We start from the raw sequence: 20,612 nt of genomic DNA on the forward strand, positions 1-20,612 counted from the left end.
CGATCAGGCGCACCCGTGCCCCGCGCCGGGCGCAGATCCAGGCAATCGACAGGCCGAAAATACCCGCGCCCCGGATCGTGATATCGCCCATTGCCAAGCTGCTTTCCTTTCGCCAGTGTCGCGCGCATTGCAGCCTTCATAGGGATCTTTGCGATGCAGGGCCAGCGGGCCGAACTGGACTGGCGGGATGGGGGCGTACCGGTGTCGGTGCGCTTTGACGATCCGTATTTCTCGCTTGATGATGGCCTGGCCGAGACGCGTTATGTTTTTTTGGATGGCAACGGATTGCCGGACCGGTTTCGCCCCGGTTTTCACGTGGCCGAGCTGGGGTTCGGCACAGGTCTGAATTTCCTGGCGACCTGGGCGGCCTGGGACGAGGCGGGGCTTGAGGGTGCGTTTCACTTCACCTCGTTCGAGGCCTTTCCAATGACCCGCGATCAGATGGCCCGCGCCCATGCGGCGTTTCCCGAGCTTGCCAGTCTCTCGCAACAGCTGATCGAGCTGTGGCGACCCGAGGGCGGGCTGTTTGATCTGGGCAAGGCGCAGCTGACGGTGGTCGCCCGCGATGCACGGGAGGCATTGACGGATTGGGACGGGCAGGCGGACGCTTGGTATCTGGACGGGTTTTCCCCCGCCAAGAATCCCGAACTGTGGGAAAAGGCGCTGATGGCGGACGTGGCGCGTCACACGGCACCGGGCGGCACCATCGCCACCTATACCGCGGCCGGTTTCGTGCGCCGCGCGCTGGAGGCGGCAGGCTTCACCGTCACCCGCCGTGCGGGATTCGGGCGCAAGCGGCATATGACAGTGGGGGTGCTGGCATGAGCGCGAGCAACAACACGCGGCTGGGCATCCTGCTGATGATCGCCACCACGGTGGTTTTTGCCACGCAGGACGCGATCTCGCGCCATTTGGCAAGCGAGTATAACGTGCTGATGGTCGTGATGATCAGATACTGGTTCTTCGCGGCTTTCGTGATCACCGTGGCGGCGCGCAAGGCCGGGGGCGTGCGGGCGGCGGCGCAGACGGAACAACCCGTCGTGCAGATCATTCGCGGCGCGCTTCTGGCGCTGGAGATCTGCGTGATGGTGGCGGCCTTCACCATTCTGGGGCTGGTGGAAAGCCACGCGGTCTTTACTTGCTATCCGCTTCTTGTGGCGGCCCTTTCCGGTCCGATTCTGGGCGAGAAGGTGGGCTGGCGGCGCTGGGCGGCCATTGGCGTGGGGTTCATCGGAGTGCTGATCATCCTGCAGCCGGGCGCAAGCGTGTTTGATCCGGCCGCGCTGATCCCGCTTTGCGCGGCGCTGATGTTCGCGCTTTACGGGCTCTTGACCCGCTATGCCGCGCGCAAGGACAGCACGGCGACCTCGTTTTTCTGGACGGGCACGGTGGGCGCGGTGCTGATGACGTCGCTGGGTGTGTGGTTCTGGGAGCCGATGAGCCAGCCTGACTGGGGCTGGATGGCGACGCTGTGCGTGACGGGCGCGCTGGGGCACTGGCTGCTGATCAAATGCTATGAAACCGCCGAGGCCAGCGCGGTGCAGCCTTTTGCCTATTTCCAGCTGGTCTTTGTGTCGATCCTTGGGCTTTTGATCTTTTCCGAAGCGATCCGCACGAATGTCGCGATCGGCGCGGCGCTGATCGTGGCGGCGGGGCTGTTTACCTTCTGGCGGGAACGGCAGGTGGCGCGGTAACAGGATTTTCGAAAATCCTGTGGCGCGGGACGGTGACGTCCGGGCGCCAAGACTTTTCGAAAAGTCTTGGCCCGCTCAGTTCGCAGGCCAGCGCAGGGTGGAGCCGATCAGCTCTTGCCGGAAGGGCACCGGGTGCGGGTCTTTGCCCAGCCGCGCGCGGTACACGGGCAGGCTTTCGGCCACGCGCATCACATAGTTGCGTGTCTCGTTGAAGGGGATGTGTTCGATCCAGTCGACGATATCCATGCCGCCGCGCCGTGGATCGCCGCGATCCTCCATCCAAGATATCGGACGGCTGCGCCCCGCGTTATAGCCTGCGGCCATCATGATGACATTGCCGTCGAACGCTTCTGCCAGCCCCACCAGATAGGCCGCGCCCAGCTTGGCGTTATATTCCGGGTCGCGCGTCAGCCGTTCGGTGCTGTGTTCGTCGCTGACGCCCAGTTCGCGTGCCACCCCTTCGGCGGTACGCGGCATCACCTGCATGAGACCGCGCGCCCCCGCGCCCGAGACGACCGAGGGGTCAAATTCGCTTTCCCGACGCGCGATGGCGAGGTTCATTTCCGGGTGCATGGGCAACCCGTCCTCGATCATCGGGTGCAGCGGATAATAGGCGGCCGGGATCACGATGGCGCGTTGCGCGACCCGCTTGCCGATCATCACGGCCAGGTGCGGCTGTTTCAACTCGATGACCGCGGCGCCCAGCTGCGCGGCCTGGGTTGCATCCAGCGATTCCGCCAGATGGGTGAGGAAGCGTTCGGCCAGATCCAGCTCTCCGGCGGCCAGAAGGAGAAGGCTTGCCTTGAACACCGAGCTTTCGGTGAAGGCCGCCTCGCGCCACGGCGCTACCTCGGCCTCACCTGCAAGGCTTTGGTCAAAGGCCACCCCGCCGCTTTCAGCGGCCAGCAGCCCATAGAATGACGTTTGATGCTGCGCCCCCGCGGCATAAGCGGTCTGCGCGGCCTCGGGCTGTCCAAGCGCCTCATGCGCGCGACCGATCCAATATCCCGCACGACCTTTGGAGATCGGGGTGAAGACCGCACCATCAAAGCGTTCGAAATGTTTCAGGGCTAGCGCCGGGTCTTTCAGATAGGTCAGCGCCAGATAGCCGGACAGCCATTCAAGATCGGCAAAGGAAGATCCTTCGACCAGATAATGGGTCGACGCGATCTGATAGGCGCGCACCGCATTGCCCGCCCGCATTTCCGCACGCGCCAGATTGCGGCGGCGCGGGGCCCATTCTTCGGGCTGGCCCAGATCTGCGGCGCTGGTAGACCGCTCCAGCAGCAATTCGATGGCCGAAGCGTCCCGCCCTTTGCGATCGCGCCAGACAAAGCGCTCATAGGAAAGACCGGGATGGTCGGCGAGCGCCTCGGGAACCGCCTCGATCAGGGCGTCCACACCGTCGGCCTGATCGTGCAGCGCAATCCGCGCGGTGGCGAGCGCTTTCCATGCGTCATCCACCAAAGGCAGCGCGCGGCGGGCGCTGGCCATGTCGCGCTGCCAGATCATCTGGTCCAGCCGCGCACTGTGGTGGTTTTTCAGAAGATGGTGATGGCGTTCAAGATAGAGGTCCTGCACCTCCTGCGGCATGGGCAGTGTGCGCCAGGCCAGCACGATAGCTGCGTCCGCCTCGCCCTTGCGGTTCAGCTTTGCCAGCGCGTCGGCAAATTCATAGACACCCAGCGCGGTCTGAGGCGGATGCGTGTCGAAGAAGCCTGCCAGGCGGTCTGCTGGCTGGTTGGCGAAATTTTCTTCATTCTGGCGGATCAGCCAGCCGAGCCCCGGCCAGTCCCCGCGCCGGTCCAGAAAGGCGCTGACGCTGGCGAAATCCCCAAGCCCCGCGCGCAGCCGGTGCCATTCGACAATGTCCTGCGCCACCGCGTTGCTGACCGCGTCGCGGGCACCCTCCCAATCGCCTTCGCGCATCTCGTCAAAGGCGGTGGCCAGCTGGTCCGTCCCCTGTGCGCTGGCCACACGTGGCAGGCTCAGAAGAAAGATCAGACCAAGACGGATCAGAATACGCGACATCTCTTGCTTTTTCGCCACCAACCGGGGATAGAGCCTGACACGATAACCCGTGCCCGGGCGCTTTCAACTCACAATCCCGGCACGTCTTTCAGCACCGGCAGGCAATCGCCTGTCAGACCAGATAAAAGGAGCGTGGTCATGTTTAAAGGCTCAATGCCAGCACTCGTCACGCCGTTCCAGGGCGGCGAACTGGATCTGGAAACGCTGAAGAAACTTGTGGAATGGCATATCGGCGAAGGATCGCACGGGCTGGTGCCTGTGGGGACCACGGGCGAAAGCCCGACGCTGAGCCATGAAGAGCACGAAATTGTCGTGGCCGAGGTGGTGAAAGCTGCCGCGGGTCGCGTGCCTGTGATTGCCGGGGCGGGATCGAACAACACGCTTGAGGCGATCCGGTTTGTGCAGTTTGCCGCCGAAGCTGGAGCCGATGCCGCGCTGGTCGTGACGCCCTATTACAACAAGCCCACGCAACGGGGTCTGATCGCGCATTACACCGCGCTGCATGACTGCGCGGAGATCCCGATTATCATCTACAACATTCCCGGTCGGTCGGTGATCGACATGACGCCCGAGACGATGGGTGAGTTGGCGAAACTGCCGCGCATCGTCGGCGTGAAGGATGCCACGGGCGATCTGGCGCGCGTCTGCGATCAGCGCATGAGCTGTGGGACGGATTTCATCCAGCTTTCGGGCGAGGATGCGACGGCACACGGATTCAACGCACAAGGCGGCGTGGGCTGTATTTCGGTGACGGCAAACGTCGCGCCGAAGCTGCTGAGCCAGATGCAGGAGGCGTGCCTTGCGGGCGATTACGCTACTGCGCTGGAGATTCAGGACCGGTTGATGCCGCTGCACAAGGCGATCTTTACCGAACCCGGTCTGGTGGGTGCGAAATACGCCATGTCGAAACTGGGCCTGTGTTCGGACGAGGTGCGCCTGCCGCTGGTGGGGCTGTCGGATGGCACCAAGGCGAAGATCGACGCGGCGCTGGAGTTTGCCGGCTTGAAGTGAGCGTTGGTGCGCCCCGGACCTGATCCGAGGCCTCCCGTTCCGCCGCGAGGTCCCGGATCATGTCCGGGACGCATGCGCGCCGTAATAAAGACCCACAACATGCTCCGCCTCGGCAAAGAAAAGCCAGCGGGAGACCAGAACGCCCGCGACATGGCTGAGAACCGCGACAGCGGCCAGCATGTGATTGAAGGGCAGTGTCAGTACGAAGATCGGGACGGCGAAAGCCAACAGGACCGCCACGAGGCGTAAAAGCTTCGCATGCGAGCGGCCGACGACAAAGACCATCTCGCGCGTGAGGTAATTGGTGCCGGTATGGGGTGGCTCGAACGCGCGGGGGCTGCCGATATGGCCCAGGCCTGTGGCCGAGGCCAGACTGGTGCCGGACCGACGCAGGGCGGTTTCTCCGGTGATCCACCATGCCAGCTGGATCGCGGCCGCCAGCGCCAGAAGCACGCGCGCGGTTTCGATCTGGCCCGCCAGCAATGCGCCACCGGCTGCGGCGAAGGACAGAAAGAGCATCGGCGTCAGCGCCGTGTTCCAGCGCGGCACCGTCTTGAGCTGCGTATAGATCATCGAGGTGGTCAGCACTGTGGCTGCGCAGAATGCCGCGCCCAGCCAGCCAAGCGCGGTCCAGTGGGTGTCGAAGAAGACCCGGCCCAGGCCGACAACCCCCATGATGACAAGGGCAAGAACCGCACACCATGCCTCACGCGAAAGCCAGCTTGAGCGCCATTGGGTAAAGGCCTTCAGCGCGCGTTCCGGGTGACCCAGATGGAAGGTTGACGCCAGAAGCCCGCCCACCGCCAGCAGATAGGCCAGCGCGAAGAAGACAAAGGCGACCCAGCCGGTTGAGCCGGGATACCCCAGCCCAAGGAAGAACAGCAGGCCAAAGCCCAGACCCGAAAGCGAAGTGAAGAAGATAACCGATGGTGCCGGGTGCATCAGGCGCCCCCTGTCTTTTTGCCGTCAAGCTTGCCCAGGGCGCGGTCGATCCAGCCCAGGAAGCCTTGCGGTTCTTCCGCCACCGGCGCCAGCAGCGGGGCGAGGATGTCGATATCTGTGTCCAAGGTGTCTTTGGGCCGGGGCGGCAGGTATTTGTTCACGGGTTTCGTGCCTTGTTCGGGCATCAGGTCCATCCCGCCGCGTTCGGCGGTGAGCTTCGACACGTTGCTGTCGGGATCCGCAAAATCGCCGAAATGGCGCGCTCCTGCGGGGCAAGTGCGCACGCAGGCCGGTTCGCGGTCTTCCTCGGGCAGGTTTTCGTTATAGATCCGGTCGACGCAGAGGGTGCATTTCTTCATCACCTTCTCTTCGCCATCCATCTCCCGCGCGCCATAGGGGCAGGCCCAGGCGCAGAGGCCGCAGCCGATGCAATCTGTCTCGTTCACCAGAACGATGCCGTCTTCGGTGCGTTTGTAGCTTGCGCCTGTCGGGCAGACGGTCACGCAAGGCGCGTCTTCGCAATGCAGGCAGGATTTGGGGAAGTGGATCAGTTGCGGCAGGCCCATCTCGGGCTGCACTTCGAAACTGTGCACGCGGTTGAGGAAGGTGCCGGTGGGATCCGCGCCATACGGGTCCTGATCAGACAGCGGCGCGCCGTAGTTTTCGGTGTTCCAGCCTTTGCACGAGATCACGCAGGCATGGCAGCCGACGCAGGTATCGAGGTCGATCACAAGGCCGAGTTTCTTTTCGGTGTGGTCGGGCAAAACTGTCATGCGATCTGCCTTTGGTTGTCGTGGTCGCCGCCCGTATTTGGAAAGAGAAGAAGGGGGCTGCGTTCTGAAATGGTCGGGCGTTCGCTGGGATCCCATGTGGCGACGAACCAGATGAAACTGCCCAGCATGACGGACACGAGGAGTGCGATCAGCAGGAAGGTGCGTTTCATTTGCCCACCTTCCATTTCAGCGTCTTTGGTCCGGTGCCGACCGGGGATTTGATCGGTGGGAAGGCGGGTTGTGCCTCGGCCGGGGCGTCGGCCTTTTCGATCTTCACCTTCAGGTCGAACCACGCGGCCTGGCCCGTGATCGGGTCTGAATTCGCCCAGCGCAGGCCATCGCCTTTGGGCGGCAGAAGTTCGTGGATCAGGTGGTTGAGGAGGAAGCCCTTGGTCGCCTCGGGCGCGTCGTTTTCCAGCGCCCAGGCGCCCTTGCGTTTGCCGATCGAGTTCCACGTCCAGACGGTGTTTTCGTTCAGCGCGGCCATGTGCATGACCGGCACCGTGATCTCTCCATGAGGGGAGGTGACGCAGGCCCAGTCGCCATCTTCCAGATCGTTTTCGCGCATCAGATTGGTGGGCAGGTAAAGCGGGTTGCGGCCATGGAGTTGGCGCAGCCAGGCGTTCTGCGTGCCCCAGCTGTGATACATCGCCATCGGGCGTTGGGTCAGGGCGGTGATGGTGAACTCACTGCCTTTGTTATCGGGCGCGGTGTCGTACCAGATCGGCAGCGGATCGAACTGCGCCTTGATCCGCTCGCGCAGGTGGTCTGGCGGTTGGCGGTCGCCATGGCCTTCGGCGGCCAGTTGGAAGCGACGGAGCGGCTCGACATAGAGGTTGAAGAGATAAGGCTGCGGGCTGTCATAGAGGCCCATGCCTACGGCCCAGTCTTGGTATGCGGCGTTCCACGGTTTGTAGTACTGCGCGTGGTCGGGGATGTGGTTCACCCAGAAGCCGCCGTTTTCGATGTATTTGTTCAGCTGTTCGGGGTTTGTGTCCCCGCGCCCCGCTTGCGTGCCATCGCCGCGCCAGCCGGCAAGCGGGCCGATGCCGGGCTTGCGTTCGTGGTTCACGATGTAATCGGCGTAGTTTTCGTATTTCGCGCTGCCGTCTTCGTTGGTGAAGCCGGGCAGGCCCATCTTGTTGGCCAGTTGCACCAGCACCGTCTGGAAGCCGCGCACGTCGCGGTCAGGCTCGATCACGGGCCAGCGGATGGCGTCCGCCGCCGCCTCAGCCTCGCAAATCGGGCGATCCAGCAGTGAGATGCAATCGTGGCGTTCCAGATAGGTCGTGTCTGGCAGGATCAGATCGGCATAGGCGACCATTTCCGAGCTATAGGCATCGGAATAGATGATGCGCGGGATGACATAGTCGCCGTTCTCATCCTGATCCGTCAGCATCTCCATCACACCTTTGGTGTTCATGGAGGAGTTCCACGACATGTTCGCCATATACATAAATAGCGTGTCGATCTTGTACGGGTCACCCGCATAGGCGTTCGAGATCACCATATGCATCAGCCCGTGGGCCGACATCGGGTTTTCCCAGGTGAAGGCCTTGTCGATCCGCGCGGGGGTGCCGTCTTCTTTCAGGGCCAGATCGGCGGGGCCATGCACGAAGCCTAGGTGCGGGCCGTCCAGAGGCGTGTCGGGTGTGACCTTGCAGTGGGGTTTCGGGTGCGCCTCGGGCGGTTTGGGGTAGGGCGGTTTGAAGCGGAAGCCGCCGGGCGCCTCGACCGTGCCGAGGATGATCTGCAGCACATGCAGCGCGCGGCAGGTCTGAAAGCCGTTGGCGTGGGCCGAGATCCCGCGCATGGCGTGGAACGACACGGGGCGGCCGGTCATGGTCTTGTGGGTTTCTCCCCGGAAGTCGGTCCATTCGCGGTCAAGCTCGAACGCTTCGTCAAAAGCCACGCGCGCCAGTTCGGCGGCGATGGAGCGGATGCGGTTTGCGGGGATGCCGCAGCGGTCGGCGACGGCTTCGGGGGCGTATTGGGCGTCGAGGTATTTGTCGGCCATCAGGTGGAAGACCGGGCGGTGGGTGATGCCAGCCTTGCGGTATGTCGCCGACAGGTCGGGGCGGACGCCCTTTTGGTCGAACGGGGTCAGCTTGCCGGTGACGCGATCCATGACCAGCGTCTTGTCATCGTTGTCGCGCAACAGCAGGCCGTAGTCCGGCGATTTCGGGTCGGAGTTCACCAGACAGGGCGCATTGGTGAACTGGGCCAGATACTCAAGGTCGATCTTGCCCGCCTGCGTCAGGCAATGGATCAGCGACAGGATGAAGAGGCCATCTGTGCCTGGCGTGATGCCGACCCAATCATCGGCCACGGCGTTATATCCCGTGCGGATGGGATTCACGCCGATCACCCGCGCGCCGCGTTCCTTGATCCGGCCAATGCCCATCTTGATCGGGTTGCTGTCATGGTCTTCGGCGACGCCAAACAGCATGAAAAGCTTTGTATAATCCCAGTCGGGCTGGCCGAACTCCCAGAATGCGCCGCCCATGGTGTAGATGCCGGCGGCGGCCATGTTGACCGAACAGAAGCCGCCATGGGCCGCGTAATTCGGCGTTCCGAAGTTCTGCGCCCAGAAGCTGGTGAAGGACTGAGACTGATCGCGGCCCGTGAAGAAGGCCAGCTTTGACGGGTCGGATTTGCGAATGGGCTCAAGCCACGAGACTGCCAGATCCAGCGCCTCGTCCCATGAGATTTCCTCGAACTCGCCAGATCCGCGCGGGCCTACCCGCTTCAAGGGTTTGCGCAGGCGGGAGGGTGCGTTGACCTGCATGATGCCCGCAGAACCCTTGGCGCAGAGAACGCCCTTGTTCACCGGGTGGTCGCGGTTGCCTTCGATATAGGCCACCTTGCCGTTCTTGAGATGCACGTTGATCCCGCAGCGGCAGGCACACATGTAGCAGGTGGTTTTCTTGACCTCGTCCGACACCTTGGGTGACAGATCAAGCTGTGGTTGGCTGTGCGCCATTCTTTCCTCCCTCGTCCGACTGCTTTTCGCGGATGCGGACGTTTGCGCAACCTTATCGCGGGCTGCGACGCTTCTCTGGAATTCTGACTTTCAAATAAAGGAATGCGAAGAACAACCCTTCTTATCCGCCAAAGACAAGGCGCAGGATGCCGATGGCGGCCAGACCCATCAGCAAAGTAAGGCAGAAGGGTTTGTAGAAGGGTTCCCATTTCGGCACGAAAAGCGCCTTGCCCACGAAGACACCGGCAAGGGTGGGAAGGATCAGCGCCATGCCGCGGGTTGCGGCCTCGGCCGTCATGGTGCCGACCAGCAGATGCACCACCAGCCCAATGATACCGCCGCCCAGAAGATAGATGTTCAACGTGCCGCGCATAGCGCGTGCGGGCAGGTCGCGCGCCAGGGCATAAAGCGCGATCAGCATGCCGCCCGCACCCGCGAAACCGGTGATCATGCCCGCGCCGAAGCCCGCTGATGCGGTGCCGGGGGTGGTGGCCAGAAAAGGCAGCTTGAGCCGGCTGAGTTGCAGGATAGCCAGCACGATCAGCATGCTGAGCGCGGTAAGCTTGGCGACATAGGGATCAAGCTGCATCGACAGCGTCAGCGAAATCGGCAGACCCACCCCGGCGGCGATCATCAGGATGAATGCCGCCTTGCGGTCCGCATCGGCCCAGCCGCCCTTCATCAGAATGACGGAGGCCGCCATTTCCAGAAACCAGAAAACCGGGATCAGCTGAATGGGCGGGATGACCGTGGCCAGAACCGCCATGGCAAGAGCTGACAGCCCAAAGCCCGAAAAGCCGCGTACCGCGCCTGCCGTGAAGCAGGCCGCAACCGCCAGGGCGGCGATGCCGGGAGAGAGGCCAAGCAACTCTCCCATCAGCGATGCGCGTGCCGGATCACGCGGTTTGCGGGCGCATGTCGGCGGGGTCGATCCCGGCCACCTCGACCGGTTTCTTCATCGCGTCGCGGCGGAAGGGCTCGCCCAGTTCCTGGTTGATCATCGCCTCGATCAGGGTGGTTTTGCCATGCTTCATCTGGTCTTCGATGGCCTGGTTCAGTGCGGCGGTCAGTTCGTCCATCGTGCGGGCGACAACACCCTTCAGGCCGCAAGCCTGTGCGATCCCGGCGTAGGACACCTGCTCATCCAGTTCGGTGCCCACGAAGTTGTCGTCGAACCACAGGGTGGAGTTCCGCTTTTCCGCGCCCCACTGGTAGTTGCGGAAGACGATTTGCGTGATCGCGGGCCATTCGCCTCGGCCGATTGCGGTCAGTTCGTTGACCGCGATGCCGAACGCGCCGTCACCGGCAAAGCCCACAACGGGCACATCGGGGCAGCCGATCTTGGCGCCGACGATGGAGGGCAGGCCGTATCCGCAAGGCCCGAAAAGGCCGGGGGCCAGGTATTTGCGGCCTTCGTCAAAGGACGGGTAGGCGTTGCCGATGGCGCAGTTGTTGCCGATGTCGGAAGAAATGATCGCGTCCTTCGGCAGGGCGGACTGGATCGCGCGCCAGGCCATGCGGGGGCTCATCCAGTCGGGCTTGTCGGCGCGGGCGCGCTGGTTCCATGTGGTGCCGGGATCGTCGTCTTCGTGATCCATCGACGACAGCTGCTGCGCCCATGCGGATTTGGTTTGGGCGATGTGTGCTTTGCGTTCCTCACGGCCCGCGTCGCCTGCGCTGTCAGAGAGGTTGGCGAGGATGCCATTCGCCACCTTCGCGGCGTCACCGACGATGCCCACGGTGACCTTCTTGGTCAGGCCGATCCGGTTGGGGTTGATGTCGACCTGGATGACTTTCGCATCGGCTGGCCAGTATTCCATGCCATAGCCCGGCAGGGTGGAGAACGGGTTCAGACGGGTGCCAAGGGCCAGCACGACGTCGGCGTCCTTGATCAGCTCCATCGCCGCTTTGGACCCGTTATAGCCCAGAGGACCCGCGAACAGAGGGTGCGATCCGGGGAAGGCGTCATTGTGCTGATAGCCCACGCAGACAGGCGCGGTCAGCCGTTCGGCCAGCGCTTGGGAGGCTGCGATGCCGCCATCGGACAGGACCACGCCTGCGCCGTTCAGGATAACCGGGTTCTTGGCTTCGGACAGCAGCTTGGCCGCCTCGGTTACCGAATTCTCACCACCGGAGGACGGCTCAAACGCGATGGGGTCGGGGATCTCGATATCGATCACTTGCGTCCAGAAGTCGCGCGGGATGTTCAGCTGCGCCGGACCGCAGAGGCGCTTGGCCTGGCTGATCACACGCGTCAGCACTTCGGCCACGCGGGAGGGATCGCGCACCTCTTCCTGATAGGCGACCATGTCTTCGAAGAGTTTCATCTGCTCGACCTCCTGGAAACCACCCTGACCGATGGTCTTGTTGGCGGCCTGCGGGGTGACCAGCAGAAGCGGTGTGTGGTTCCAATAGGCGGTCTTCACGGCGGTGACGAAGTTGGTGATGCCGGGGCCGTTCTGCGCAATCATCATCGACATCTTGCCGGTCGCGCGGGTGTAGCCATCCGACATCATCCCGGCGCTGCCTTCATGCGCACAATCCCAGAAAGTGATGCCCGCCTTGGGGAACAGATCGGAGATTGGCATCATGGCCGACCCGATGATGCCAAAGGCATGTTGGATCCCATGCCGCTGGAGGGTTTTCACAAAGGCTTCTTCGGTGGTCATTTTCATTGGAACTCTCCTGCGGAAAAAGGCGGGGCTGAATGCTTGTACGGCCCCGGTTGGGGGGAGTTTAGGGCCAGTTGCCGCAGCGGGATAGGGCCAGCGGGATCAGGCGCTGTTGATCGCCTGGGCGATGCGGGCGATGCCCTCGTCAATCCGGGCTTTGGGGATCGAGGAATAGGCCAGCCGGTAAAAGCGCTGCGGTTTGTCCATCCCCTGGAAAAAGGGCGCGCCGGGTTCGATCAGCACGGACTGGTCGCGCAGGGCGGCGGCCACGCGGGTCATGTCGGTGCCCTCGGGCGCTTCCATCCACAGGGAACTGCCGCCATAGACGCCGCGCCCCGCGATGGTCAGGCCGTGGTGGGCTATCGCGGTCTCCATCGCTTCGCGCCGTTCGTGCAGCGCCTTTGCGGTGCGGCGGATCTGCGCGTCGTAATGGCCCAGCGACAGGAAATAGGCGGCGGTGCGCTGGATATGGCCGGGCGGGTGGCGCAGGACCTGGGCACGCAGCGCGCGGGCCTCCCGGATGAACGCCTCGGACCCCACGAGATAGCCCAGGCGCAGCCCCGGAAAGAGCGATTTGGAGAAGCTGCCGACATAGATCACGCGCCCTTCGCGATCGAGCGATTTCAGCGCGGGCGAGGGCGGGCCGAGGAAGGACATCTCGAATTCGTAATCATCCTCGACGATCACGGCACCGGTGTCGCGGGCGCGGGCCAGAAGCTCTTTCCGGCGGGCAAGCGGCATGGTGGCCGTGGTCGGGGCCTGATGGCTGGGGGTGACAAAGATGACATCGGTGTCATCCGGGATCAGCGCGGGCGGAAGCCCGTCGGCATCGACCGGCAGAGCGCTGGAGGTGCAGGGCAACGGGTCGATCACATCGCGCAGCGCGTAATAACACGGGTCTTCGATTACGGCATGTTTGCCTTCGCCCAGCAGCATATGCGCCGCCAGCCAAAGGGCGTTTTGCGCGCCAAGGGTGATCAGGATTTCCTGTGGCCCGGCGCTGATGCCCCGGCGGGGCAGGGTGTGACGGGCGATGAATTCGATCAGCAGCGGGTCGTCCTGATCATAGTAATCCGTGGTCAGCGCGGTGAAATCCCGCTGCCCCAGCGCGCGAATGGCACAAAGCCGCCAGTTGGCATGATCGAAAAGGCTTGCATCCGCCTGGCCATAGATGAACGGGTATTTGAAGCCCTGCCAGTTGTCGGGCTTGCGCGGCGTGTCGCCCCCGGTGAAACGGCGCACGAGGGTTGCGTCCCAGTCCACCCGGTCGGTGGACGTGACCGAGGGCGCATAGGCCGGCGGCACCGGCGCATTGTCGGACACGAAATAGCCCGAGCGCCCCTTGGAGGTGATGTAATCGCTGGCCACCAGTTCGGTATAGGCCAACGTCACGGTGATCCGGCTGACCCCGAGATGCGCGGCCAGTTTGCGCGAGGAAGGGAGCTTTTCCCCCCGGTGGAAACGGCCCGACAGGATGCCTTGCGCGATCATCTGCTGGATCTGCGCTTGCAGGGTGCCTTGTGCATCGGGGGCAAGGAAGAAGGTGTCGACAGAAACCGCCATGCCGCCCGTGATAGTCTGGATATAAGGCGGGTGCAATCTGGACCGATCAGGAGCGGATTGACGGCGGCTAATAAAACTATAAAACTAGTTATATCGAATCAAAAGAGGTGACAGATGACGTGGGAAGAAGCAGCCGCCGGTTTTTCGGCAATGGGGTCAGAGGCACGGTTGCAGGTGCTGCGCTGCCTGATCCGGGCGGGTGAACCCGGTCTGACAGTCGGGGCCATTCAGGAGCGCACCGGCATCGCGCCGTCCACATTGGCGCATCATCTGAAATTCCTCACCGGTGCCGGGGTGATCCAGCAGGAACGCGAGGGGCGCAGCGTGATCAATCGCGCCGATTTCAAGCAGCTGGAGGCCCTTGCAGGGTTCATCCTGAGCGAATGCTGCAGCGATCAGGTTCGGAAGGTGGCCAACAATGGTTGATATGTCTCAAACGGCCCGCGCACGGCGGGTGGTTCTGCCTGCGCTGAAGACACCCTGGGCGGTGATTGCGTGTATCCTGGCGCTGGTGGCGCTTCTGGATCCGGACAACCTGGCCGGGACGATCCGATTTGCCCTGAACGCGCTGGCCCATACCGCGCCTTACATCGCGTTCGCGGTGACGCTGCTGGCCTATCTCAAGGCGACGGGGGCCGAGGTGATGGTGGCACGTGCCTTTCAGGGGCGCGAAGTTCGGATGATCTTTCTGGCGGCCGTGTTCGGAGGGCTGGCGCCCTTCTGTTCCTGCGAGGTGATCCCTTTCATCGCCGGTCTTCTGGCGCTGGGCGCGCCCCTGTCGGCGGTGATGGCGTTCTGGCTGGCCTCGCCCCTGATCGACCCGCCCACGCTCTTGATCACGGCTGCGGCGCTGGGCTGGCCCTTTGCGATCGCCAAGGCGGTTTTCGCGGTGGCGCTGGGCCTGTTCGGCGGCTTTGCCGTCTGGGCCCTGACGGGGCGAGGTGTATTTGCAGAGCCTTTGCGGGTCTATCAGCGCAGCGGGTGTTGCGGCGCGGGCCCCAGGCTGGACGGCACGCCGGTCTGGCGGTTCTGGACGGAAAGCGCACGCCGCACGCATTTCCGGGCCGAGCTGGTGACAAACGGGCTTTTCCTGCTGAAGTGGCTGGCGTTGGCCTATGTGCTGGAGGCGTTGCTGGTCACCTATGTGCCTGCCGAGGTGATTGCAGGCGTGGTAGGCGGTGACGGGGTTCTGCCCATTGCCACGGCGGCCCTGGTGGGCATGCCGGCCTATCTGAATTCCTATGTCGCGCCTCCTTTGCTGGCGGGTCTGATGACCCAGGGGATGAGTGCAGGCGCCGCCATGGCCTTCATGATCGCGGGCGCGGTGAGTTCGATCCCGGCGATGGCGGCAGTGTGGTCGCTGGTGAAACCAAGGGTGTTTGCGGCGTATCTGGGGCTGGGCGTGACAGGCGCGATCGCGTCGGGGATCGTGTTTCAGGCGATCTTGTGACCGACCGTCCCGGACGTGATCCGGGATCTCTCATCAGATGCCGGAGGCCCCGGATCAAGTCCGGGGCGTCTGCGCATGTTAGCCCGCGCAGCGATGGGCGCGGCGCAGGCGGTGGCTGATCTCTCCGGTTTCGCGGTCGCGGCGGCGTTCGAGGCAGGCCACATCCGTCAACTCGCGTGAAATCGCCCCTTCGGTTTCGGTCAGCTTGAGGACCTCGCCTTCGGGCAGGCGCACATCGACGAAGACGCCGGAATTGATGTCCTGGGTCAGGGGCGTGACCTCGACCACCTCGACGCGGAGATAGGCGATATGCTCCATCCGGTCGGGATCTGATGCGGTGACGATAAAGCCGAACACCGCGAGGAAGCCGAAAAACAGCGCAACGGGGATCCAAAAGCGGCGTATCACAACATAAACGCTGACCGCGCGCTGCGGGCCGAAGATCTTTGCCAGAAGGTCAAGCATCGGACAGGCTTAGAGATTGTCGTATTGCGGCATGCCAAGCACGTGGAACCCGCCATCGACGCGGATGATTTCGCCGGTGGTGCAGGCGCCCGCATCTGACACCAGATAGACCGCCGTGCCGCCCACGGCTTCGAGCGTGGCGTTGCTGCGCAGGGGGGCGTTCTGGTCGGTGTGCTTGTAGGTCTTGCGCGCCCCGCCGATGGCGGCACCGGCCAGCGTTTTCATCGGGCCGGGGCTGATCGCGTTCACGCGGATGCCTTCGGGGCCCAGATCATTGGCCAGATACCGGGTGGCGGCCTCAAGCGCGGCCTTGGCCACGCCCATGACGTTGTAATTGGGCACAACGCGGTTCGAGCCCTGATAGGTGAGCGTGATCAGCGTGCCGCCATTGTCGACCATCAGGGGATGGGCACGGCGGGCGACTTCGATGAAGGAATAGGCGCTGATATCCATGGAGTTCTTGAAATTCGCGCGCGAGGTGTTCAGGAACCTCCCCGTCAGTTCCGACTTGTCGGAAAAGGCGATGGCGTGGATCAGGAAATCGATCGTGGGCCAGCGGGCGGCCAGCTGGCTGAAAGCCGTGTCCAGCGAGGCGTCATCGGTGACATCCACATCGACCATGAAATCCGATCCGACGCTTTGCGCCAAAGGCTCCAGCCGTTTGCCGAACGCCTCGCCCTGATAGGTAAAGGCCAGTTCCGCACCCGCCTCGTGCATGGCCTTCGCAATGCCCCATGCAATCGACCGGTCGTTGGCGACACCCATGACAAGGCCGCGCTTTCCCTCAAGCAGTTTTCCCATCTTCCCCGTCACCCCAGATATTTCGACAGCACCATCGAGCCGTTCGTTCCGCCAAAGCCGAAGCTGTTTGTCATCACGCTGTCGAGGCCAGCGTTTTCAACATAATCGGTCGCGATCTCTGCCGGGTTCAGGGCAGGATCCAGCGTTTCCACATTGATCGAGCGTGTGATGAAATCACGATCCAGCATGATCAGCGAGAAGATCGCCTCCAAAGCGCCTGCAGCGCCCTGAGCGTGGCCGGTCATGGATTTGGTCGAGCTGATGGGCGGTGTGGTACCCTCGCCGAAGACGCGGCGAACGGCTTCAACCTCGCCGACATCGCCCACCGGGGTGGAAGTGCCGTGGGCGTTGATATAGCCGACCTTGCGCCCTTCGGGCAGGGTTTGCAGGGCAAGGCGCATGGCGCGTTCGCCGCCTTCGCCAGATGGCGCCACCATGTCATGACCGTCGGAAGTGGCGGCATAGCCTGTGACCTCGGCATAGATCTTGGCGCCGCGGGCCTTGGCGTGCTCCAGCTCTTCCAGAACAACGATGCCGCCGCCGCCGGAGATGACGAACCCGTCGCGATCGGCGTCGAAGGCACGGGAGGCGCGTTCAGGGGTGTCGTTGTATTTCGAGGACATCGCGCCCATCGCGTCGAAGAGGCAGGAGAGGGTCCAGTCCAGTTCCTCTCCGCCGCCTGCGAACATGACGTCCTGTTTGCCCAGCATGATCTGTTCCGCGGCGTTGCCGATGCAGTGCAGGGAAGTCGAGCAGGCCGACGTGATGGAGTAGTTGATGCCCTTGATTTTAAAGGCTGTTGCCAGGTTCGCGCTGACGGTGGAGGACATGCATTTTGGCACCGAAAACGGCCCGATCCGCTTGGTTGCGCCAGTGCTGAGAACCGTCTGATGGGCGGTCAGCATGGCGGAAGTCGACGGGCCGCCGGACCCGGCCACAAGGCCGGTGCGGGGGTTCACGATGTCGCCCTCTTCCAGCCCGGCATCGGCGATGGCCTGTTGCATCGCGATATGGGCATAGGCCGCACCGGGGCCCATGAAGCGGAGCGTGCGTTTGTCGATATGTTCGGCGGGATCGATATTCAGCGTGCCCGAGATCTGGCTGCGGAAGCCATGTTCGGCCATGTCGGCATTGGCGACGATCCCGGATTTCCCTTTGCGCAGAGAGGCTTCGACCTCTTCCACATTGTTTCCGATCGACGAGACAATCCCCATGCCTGTGACGACGACGCGACGCATATGAGCCATCCTTTGCTGTTCCCGGTCTCATGTATGACAGCCCCTAGGGCCTGCGCAACCAGTTAGAGCCAGGCCGACCTTCGGTCAAAAAGGTTAACGCCCTTGTTTTGCGGGGCGAATCGGCCGGACGGGATAAAGCAAAAGCACTTGACGGAAGACGGCAAGCCACGGCTGGACTGCGTTGGCTTTTGGGGACCTGCCGTAAATTCGGGAGAGATCTTCACCGTGCAGCCCGCGCAACCCTGCCGGGCCGCGCGATCAGAAGCAGGGTCGCAAGGTTTGTGCCCAAAGCCTTACGTCAAACACCCGTATGGGGCGGGTGTCTGGCTGGGCGTTGTCGCGACAACGTGTTTGGTTCGATCAGGCTTTGGCCTCGCGTTCCATGCGCGCGGCCCAGGCATCGGCAAGATCGGCGAGAACGGCCTTGAACTGCTGCTTGGCAGCCAGTTTGAACAACGCCCGGGTCAGAAAGCTGCCCTTTGGCTTTGCCTCGATTTGGATTGTGAAACTTGATCCGCTTTCTTCGCTTGAAACGGACCATTCGCCGTGCAGATCGGAAATTGGATAGGGATAATCGGGTGCATCCGTGTGGATACGGAACCCATATGCGCGACCATCTTCAAAAAGATCGCAGGTTTCCAGCCAGTTTTCGCCCTTTGGGCCATAGCACCTGCGCTGCATACCAAGGCCGTCGCCCTGTACGACCTCGACCTTGGACAGGTTGGCGGCGACATCGGCATAGCCGGCATGATCGTTCATTACGCGCCACACCACGTCTTCCGGCGCTTTGACGGTGCGGCTGACCCGGGCAAGGATTTTGTCACCGGCAGCAGTCACCGAAGCTTTGCTGAGGGGCGGGACAATGGTTTGCGCTCCGGCATACTGTCCAAGTGCAAAGATAGCGACCAGGCCTGCAACTGCGGCGACAGCGGCCTGACCGAAGGAAGAAAACAGGCTCCCGGCGGCGAACAGGAGAATTGCACTTCCAACGACCCAGCCGATATCCATCGTCGTTATCAGCATCACTTGTGCTTTCGAAAGAAAGCGGTGTTTGGCTAGAAGGATCAACGCCATCCCAAACAAGAGCAGTCCGACGCCCAGAAGGCGCAGCGATATGGGCTGCCACCAGGCAGGCTGAGCAAAGAGCAAGCCGGCAGCAGAGGCAGGGGCCAACAAAAGGCCCGCAGCGATGGCGAGGGAAAACACCGCGTTCATTGCCAGGAATATTCGAGCGGTTCTTGCGTGTTCCATGATGCAGACATCCTTGTCACTTTGAGGTTGCCTACAATCAAGGTGGTTGCCTGTCTGAACTCAATTACGTCGCAGGTAATCGACCTGCATCCGTCTTTCTGGCAAGATTTGACATGCATATTAATCCGAACCTGTCCAACCCGGCCTTTCCCGTCTTTCTGAAAACCTGGCGCACGCGCCGCAGGTTGAGCCAACTTGAGCTGTCGCTGCAATCGGGCATGTCGCAGCGCCATATCAGTTTTCTGGAAACCGGGCGGTCCCGTCCCAGCCGGTTTGCCATTTCACAGCTGGCCGAGGCTTTGGAGATGCCTGCGGCAGAAGTCGACGCCATGTTTTTGTCTGCTGGATTTGCAGCGCGATCATCGCGTGAGGCTTGGGATGAGCAGACACAGCGTGCCATCGACGCGTCGATCGATCACGTTCTGCAGGGCCATGCGCCATATCCGGCGGTGTCGATTGATCGGATCTGGACGCTGGTGAAGGCCAATGCACCTGCCCAGAAGTTCTTTGCCCTTGCCGGCGCGCGGGGGGACAGCAATCTCATGCGGGAGATACTGTCGCCCGGTAAATTGCGGGACAACATTCTGAATTGGGAAGATACGGCGCGATCCTTATTGCGCCTGATGGAGTTGGAAGTCGCCCGGCGCCCTCATGATGCGGAAGCGCATGCGTTTCATGCCGAGCTTCTGGCCCTTGATGGTGTGCAGCAGGTGATGGGCGCGCCGACAAATGGATCAAACGCGCCGGTGCTTGCGGTCAAGATCCGTATCGGAGAGGCGTTGCTTGAGTTGTTTTCGTTAATCGCCACGGTCGGGATGAGCGCGGATGCAAAGCTTGACGATCTTCGGATCGAGACGCTTTTGCCGGCAAATGATGCAACACGCGCCTGGTTCGATCGCCATTTTACCTGACCAGGATGGATTGCCCGCGCGCTTGCGTCATCGGCGTGCGGGCCTTTTCAGTCCCTTCAGCTTTCGCTGAGCGCCACTTTCATGTCCTTGACCTGATAGATCAGCTCGCCGTCCGCCTCGACCCGGCCATCGGCGACGCCCATGGTCAGGCGGCGGGTCTGGATCGCCTTGGTGAAATCCACGTAATAGGTCAGCATCTTGCGATCAGGGCGGACCATGCCGGTCAGTTTGACCTCGCCCACGCCCAGCGCATAACCGCGTCCCTGCCAGCCGCGCCAGCCCAGGTTGAAGCCGGTCAGTTGCCACAGGCCATCCAGCCCCAGACACCCCGGCATGATCGGGTTGCCGGGAAAGTGGCAGTCGAAGAACCACAAATCAGGCTTGATATCGAATTCGGCGACCACATGGCCCTTGCCGTGTTCGCCGCCGTCTTCCGAGATATCGGTGATCCGGTCCATCATCAGCATCGGAGGTTCGGGCAGTTGCGCGTTGCCGGGGCCGAAAAGCTCTCCGCGTGCGCATTTCAGCAGATCGTCCTTGTCAAAGCTGGTGGGGTACTGGCCCATGCCTGTGTGCCTCCTTAGGGGGTGTGGTCTTCTTGGCTTTAGCCCGTCTAACATCGCGCCCGCGCCAGGCGCAAGAGACGCGGGATAGTGACGTAACAGGCTGTTTTGGGGTCACAGATGGCCAGTTGCGACTCAATTTCATTTGTAATTTAGTAGGTGTGCCCTCTATATAATGCATATCGGCTTGAAACGAGAGACTGCGATGACCGCGACACCAACAGAGATTGCAACCGAATGGCTGGGCCAGGCGGGGCTGCGTCC

The 20,612-nt window shown here is 62.5% G+C and carries 20 protein-coding genes; 6 read left to right on the top strand and 14 right to left on the bottom strand.

What is annotated here, in order from left to right:
• Nucleotides 1-97: NAD(P)-binding protein (locus tag TR61_RS20430; RefSeq protein WP_245626920.1), on the bottom strand; the 97-nt coding region annotated here is incomplete at its 3' end.
• Between the two features lie 56 nt (nucleotides 98-153).
• Between TR61_RS20430 and mnmC2 the strand changes: the two genes are divergently transcribed.
• Both mnmC2 and TR61_RS17180 read left to right on the top strand, forming a co-directional pair.
• Nucleotides 154-825, top strand: coding sequence for a tRNA (5-methylaminomethyl-2-thiouridine)(34)-methyltransferase MnmC2 (gene mnmC2, locus TR61_RS17175; RefSeq protein WP_050931756.1), 672 nt, complete (start codon nucleotides 154-156; stop codon nucleotides 823-825).
• Entirely contained in the window at nucleotides 822-1,694 is an 873-nt protein-coding gene (locus TR61_RS17180; RefSeq protein ID WP_050931757.1) for a DMT family transporter, read from the top strand. Before mnmC2 ends, TR61_RS17180 begins: the two co-directional genes overlap by 4 nt.
• Before the next feature lie 75 nt (nucleotides 1,695-1,769).
• On the opposite strand, the gene TR61_RS17185 is transcribed toward TR61_RS17180, so the two are convergent.
• Nucleotides 1,770-3,725 carry a lytic transglycosylase domain-containing protein gene (locus TR61_RS17185; RefSeq protein WP_050931758.1) on the bottom strand — a complete coding sequence of 652 codons (1,956 nt, stop codon included), beginning with the start codon at nucleotides 3,723-3,725 and terminating at the stop codon, nucleotides 1,770-1,772.
• 138 nt (nucleotides 3,726-3,863) lie between these two features.
• Here TR61_RS17185 and dapA point away from each other — a divergent pair, with 138 nt between their 5' ends.
• The gene (dapA, locus tag TR61_RS17190; RefSeq protein WP_050931759.1) at nucleotides 3,864-4,736 is read left to right on the top strand and encodes a 4-hydroxy-tetrahydrodipicolinate synthase; all 873 of its coding nucleotides are present in this window, start codon (nucleotides 3,864-3,866) and stop codon (nucleotides 4,734-4,736) included.
• Between the two features lie 57 nt (nucleotides 4,737-4,793).
• Here dapA and TR61_RS17195 read toward each other — a convergent pair whose 3' ends face one another.
• The 7 genes from TR61_RS17195 to pdxR form a co-directional block, all read right to left on the bottom strand.
• Entirely contained in the window at nucleotides 4,794-5,678 is an 885-nt protein-coding gene (locus TR61_RS17195) for a dimethyl sulfoxide reductase anchor subunit family protein (RefSeq protein ID WP_050931760.1), read from the bottom strand.
• Nucleotides 5,678-6,451 (bottom strand): 4Fe-4S dicluster domain-containing protein, encoded by a 774-nt coding sequence (locus TR61_RS17200; RefSeq protein ID WP_050931761.1) that lies wholly within the window; start codon nucleotides 6,449-6,451, stop codon nucleotides 5,678-5,680. The genes TR61_RS17195 and TR61_RS17200 overlap by 1 nt, the downstream gene beginning before the upstream one ends.
• Nucleotides 6,448-6,621 carry a hypothetical protein gene (locus TR61_RS20020; RefSeq protein WP_157440960.1) on the bottom strand — a complete coding sequence of 58 codons (174 nt, stop codon included), beginning with the start codon at nucleotides 6,619-6,621 and terminating at the stop codon, nucleotides 6,448-6,450. Before TR61_RS20020 ends, TR61_RS17200 begins: the two co-directional genes overlap by 4 nt.
• Nucleotides 6,618-9,434 (bottom strand): molybdopterin oxidoreductase family protein, encoded by a 2,817-nt coding sequence (locus TR61_RS17205; protein ID WP_050931762.1) that lies wholly within the window; start codon nucleotides 9,432-9,434, stop codon nucleotides 6,618-6,620. Before TR61_RS17205 ends, TR61_RS20020 begins: the two co-directional genes overlap by 4 nt.
• 121 nt (nucleotides 9,435-9,555) lie before the next feature.
• Nucleotides 9,556-10,311 carry a sulfite exporter TauE/SafE family protein gene (locus TR61_RS17210; protein WP_050931763.1) on the bottom strand — a complete coding sequence of 252 codons (756 nt, stop codon included), beginning with the start codon at nucleotides 10,309-10,311 and terminating at the stop codon, nucleotides 9,556-9,558.
• A 19-nt stretch (nucleotides 10,312-10,330) separates the two neighbouring features.
• Nucleotides 10,331-12,109, bottom strand: coding sequence for a sulfoacetaldehyde acetyltransferase (xsc, locus tag TR61_RS17215; protein WP_050931764.1), 1,779 nt, complete (start codon nucleotides 12,107-12,109; stop codon nucleotides 10,331-10,333).
• A gap of 99 nt (nucleotides 12,110-12,208) precedes the next feature.
• The gene (gene pdxR / locus TR61_RS17220) at nucleotides 12,209-13,669 is read right to left on the bottom strand and encodes a MocR-like pyridoxine biosynthesis transcription factor PdxR (protein ID WP_050931765.1); all 1,461 of its coding nucleotides are present in this window, start codon (nucleotides 13,667-13,669) and stop codon (nucleotides 12,209-12,211) included.
• Nucleotides 13,670-13,783: 114 nt separating this feature from the next.
• On the opposite strand from pdxR, the gene TR61_RS17225 reads away from it, so the two are divergent.
• Entirely contained in the window at nucleotides 13,784-14,095 is a 312-nt protein-coding gene (locus TR61_RS17225) for an ArsR/SmtB family transcription factor (protein WP_050931766.1), read from the top strand.
• Nucleotides 14,088-15,119, top strand: a complete 1,032-nt coding sequence (locus TR61_RS17230) for a permease (RefSeq protein WP_050931767.1) — start codon at nucleotides 14,088-14,090, stop codon at nucleotides 15,117-15,119. Before TR61_RS17225 ends, TR61_RS17230 begins: the two co-directional genes overlap by 8 nt.
• A 78-nt stretch (nucleotides 15,120-15,197) precedes the next feature.
• Here the strand turns inward: TR61_RS17230 and TR61_RS17235 are convergent, their stop codons facing one another.
• From TR61_RS17235 to TR61_RS17250, 4 genes are all read right to left on the bottom strand, one after another.
• Nucleotides 15,198-15,584, bottom strand: coding sequence for a hypothetical protein (locus tag TR61_RS17235; RefSeq protein WP_050931768.1), 387 nt, complete (start codon nucleotides 15,582-15,584; stop codon nucleotides 15,198-15,200).
• Nucleotides 15,585-15,593: 9 nt separating this feature from the next.
• Nucleotides 15,594-16,385 (bottom strand): enoyl-ACP reductase FabI, encoded by a 792-nt coding sequence (locus TR61_RS17240; protein ID WP_050931769.1) that lies wholly within the window; start codon nucleotides 16,383-16,385, stop codon nucleotides 15,594-15,596.
• A gap of 8 nt (nucleotides 16,386-16,393) precedes the next feature.
• Nucleotides 16,394-17,623 carry a beta-ketoacyl-ACP synthase I gene (fabB, locus tag TR61_RS17245; RefSeq protein WP_050931770.1) on the bottom strand — a complete coding sequence of 410 codons (1,230 nt, stop codon included), beginning with the start codon at nucleotides 17,621-17,623 and terminating at the stop codon, nucleotides 16,394-16,396.
• A 360-nt stretch (nucleotides 17,624-17,983) separates the two neighbouring features.
• The gene (locus tag TR61_RS17250) at nucleotides 17,984-18,838 is read right to left on the bottom strand and encodes an SRPBCC family protein (RefSeq protein ID WP_050931771.1); all 855 of its coding nucleotides are present in this window, start codon (nucleotides 18,836-18,838) and stop codon (nucleotides 17,984-17,986) included.
• Between the two features lie 149 nt (nucleotides 18,839-18,987).
• Here TR61_RS17250 and TR61_RS17255 point away from each other — a divergent pair, with 149 nt between their 5' ends.
• Nucleotides 18,988-19,785, top strand: a complete 798-nt coding sequence (locus tag TR61_RS17255) for a helix-turn-helix domain-containing protein (RefSeq protein ID WP_050931772.1) — start codon at nucleotides 18,988-18,990, stop codon at nucleotides 19,783-19,785.
• A 56-nt stretch (nucleotides 19,786-19,841) separates the two neighbouring features.
• Here the strand turns inward: TR61_RS17255 and fabA are convergent, their stop codons facing one another.
• Nucleotides 19,842-20,351, bottom strand: a complete 510-nt coding sequence (fabA, locus tag TR61_RS17260) for a bifunctional 3-hydroxydecanoyl-ACP dehydratase/trans-2-decenoyl-ACP isomerase (RefSeq protein ID WP_050931773.1) — start codon at nucleotides 20,349-20,351, stop codon at nucleotides 19,842-19,844.
• Between the last annotated feature and the right edge of the window lie 261 nt (nucleotides 20,352-20,612).

This window comes from Aestuariivita boseongensis, from assembly GCF_001262635.1.
GTDB lineage: Bacteria > Pseudomonadota > Alphaproteobacteria > Rhodobacterales > Rhodobacteraceae > Aestuariivita > Aestuariivita boseongensis.

Bases quoted from the DNA above. Each gene is read 5' to 3' on its own strand.
- fabB (WP_050931770.1), bottom strand. From the start codon at position 17,623: ATGCGTCGCGTCGTCGTCACAGGCATGGGGATTGTCTCGTCGATCGGA.
- TR61_RS17205 (WP_050931762.1), bottom strand. From the start codon at position 9,434: ATGGCGCACAGCCAACCACAGCTTGATCTGTCACCCAAGGTGTCGGAC.
- TR61_RS17230 (WP_050931767.1), top strand. From the start codon at position 14,088: ATGGTTGATATGTCTCAAACGGCCCGCGCACGGCGGGTGGTTCTGCCT.
- fabA (WP_050931773.1), bottom strand. From the start codon at position 20,351: ATGGGCCAGTACCCCACCAGCTTTGACAAGGACGATCTGCTGAAATGC.
- TR61_RS17185 (WP_050931758.1), bottom strand. From the start codon at position 3,725: ATGTCGCGTATTCTGATCCGTCTTGGTCTGATCTTTCTTCTGAGCCTG.
- xsc (WP_050931764.1), bottom strand. From the start codon at position 12,109: ATGAAAATGACCACCGAAGAAGCCTTTGTGAAAACCCTCCAGCGGCAT.
- TR61_RS17200 (WP_050931761.1), bottom strand. From the start codon at position 6,451: ATGACAGTTTTGCCCGACCACACCGAAAAGAAACTCGGCCTTGTGATC.
- pdxR (WP_050931765.1), bottom strand. From the start codon at position 13,669: ATGGCGGTTTCTGTCGACACCTTCTTCCTTGCCCCCGATGCACAAGGC.
- TR61_RS17250 (WP_050931771.1), bottom strand. From the start codon at position 18,838: ATGAACGCGGTGTTTTCCCTCGCCATCGCTGCGGGCCTTTTGTTGGCC.
- TR61_RS17210 (WP_050931763.1), bottom strand. From the start codon at position 10,311: ATGGGAGAGTTGCTTGGCCTCTCTCCCGGCATCGCCGCCCTGGCGGTT.
- TR61_RS20020 (WP_157440960.1), bottom strand. From the start codon at position 6,621: ATGAAACGCACCTTCCTGCTGATCGCACTCCTCGTGTCCGTCATGCTG.
- TR61_RS17225 (WP_050931766.1), top strand. From the start codon at position 13,784: ATGACGTGGGAAGAAGCAGCCGCCGGTTTTTCGGCAATGGGGTCAGAG.
- dapA (WP_050931759.1), top strand. From the start codon at position 3,864: ATGTTTAAAGGCTCAATGCCAGCACTCGTCACGCCGTTCCAGGGCGGC.
- TR61_RS17180 (WP_050931757.1), top strand. From the start codon at position 822: ATGAGCGCGAGCAACAACACGCGGCTGGGCATCCTGCTGATGATCGCC.
- TR61_RS17195 (WP_050931760.1), bottom strand. From the start codon at position 5,678: ATGCACCCGGCACCATCGGTTATCTTCTTCACTTCGCTTTCGGGTCTG.
- TR61_RS17240 (WP_050931769.1), bottom strand. From the start codon at position 16,385: ATGGGAAAACTGCTTGAGGGAAAGCGCGGCCTTGTCATGGGTGTCGCC.
- mnmC2 (WP_050931756.1), top strand. From the start codon at position 154: ATGCAGGGCCAGCGGGCCGAACTGGACTGGCGGGATGGGGGCGTACCG.
- TR61_RS17235 (WP_050931768.1), bottom strand. From the start codon at position 15,584: ATGCTTGACCTTCTGGCAAAGATCTTCGGCCCGCAGCGCGCGGTCAGC.
- TR61_RS17255 (WP_050931772.1), top strand. From the start codon at position 18,988: ATGCATATTAATCCGAACCTGTCCAACCCGGCCTTTCCCGTCTTTCTG.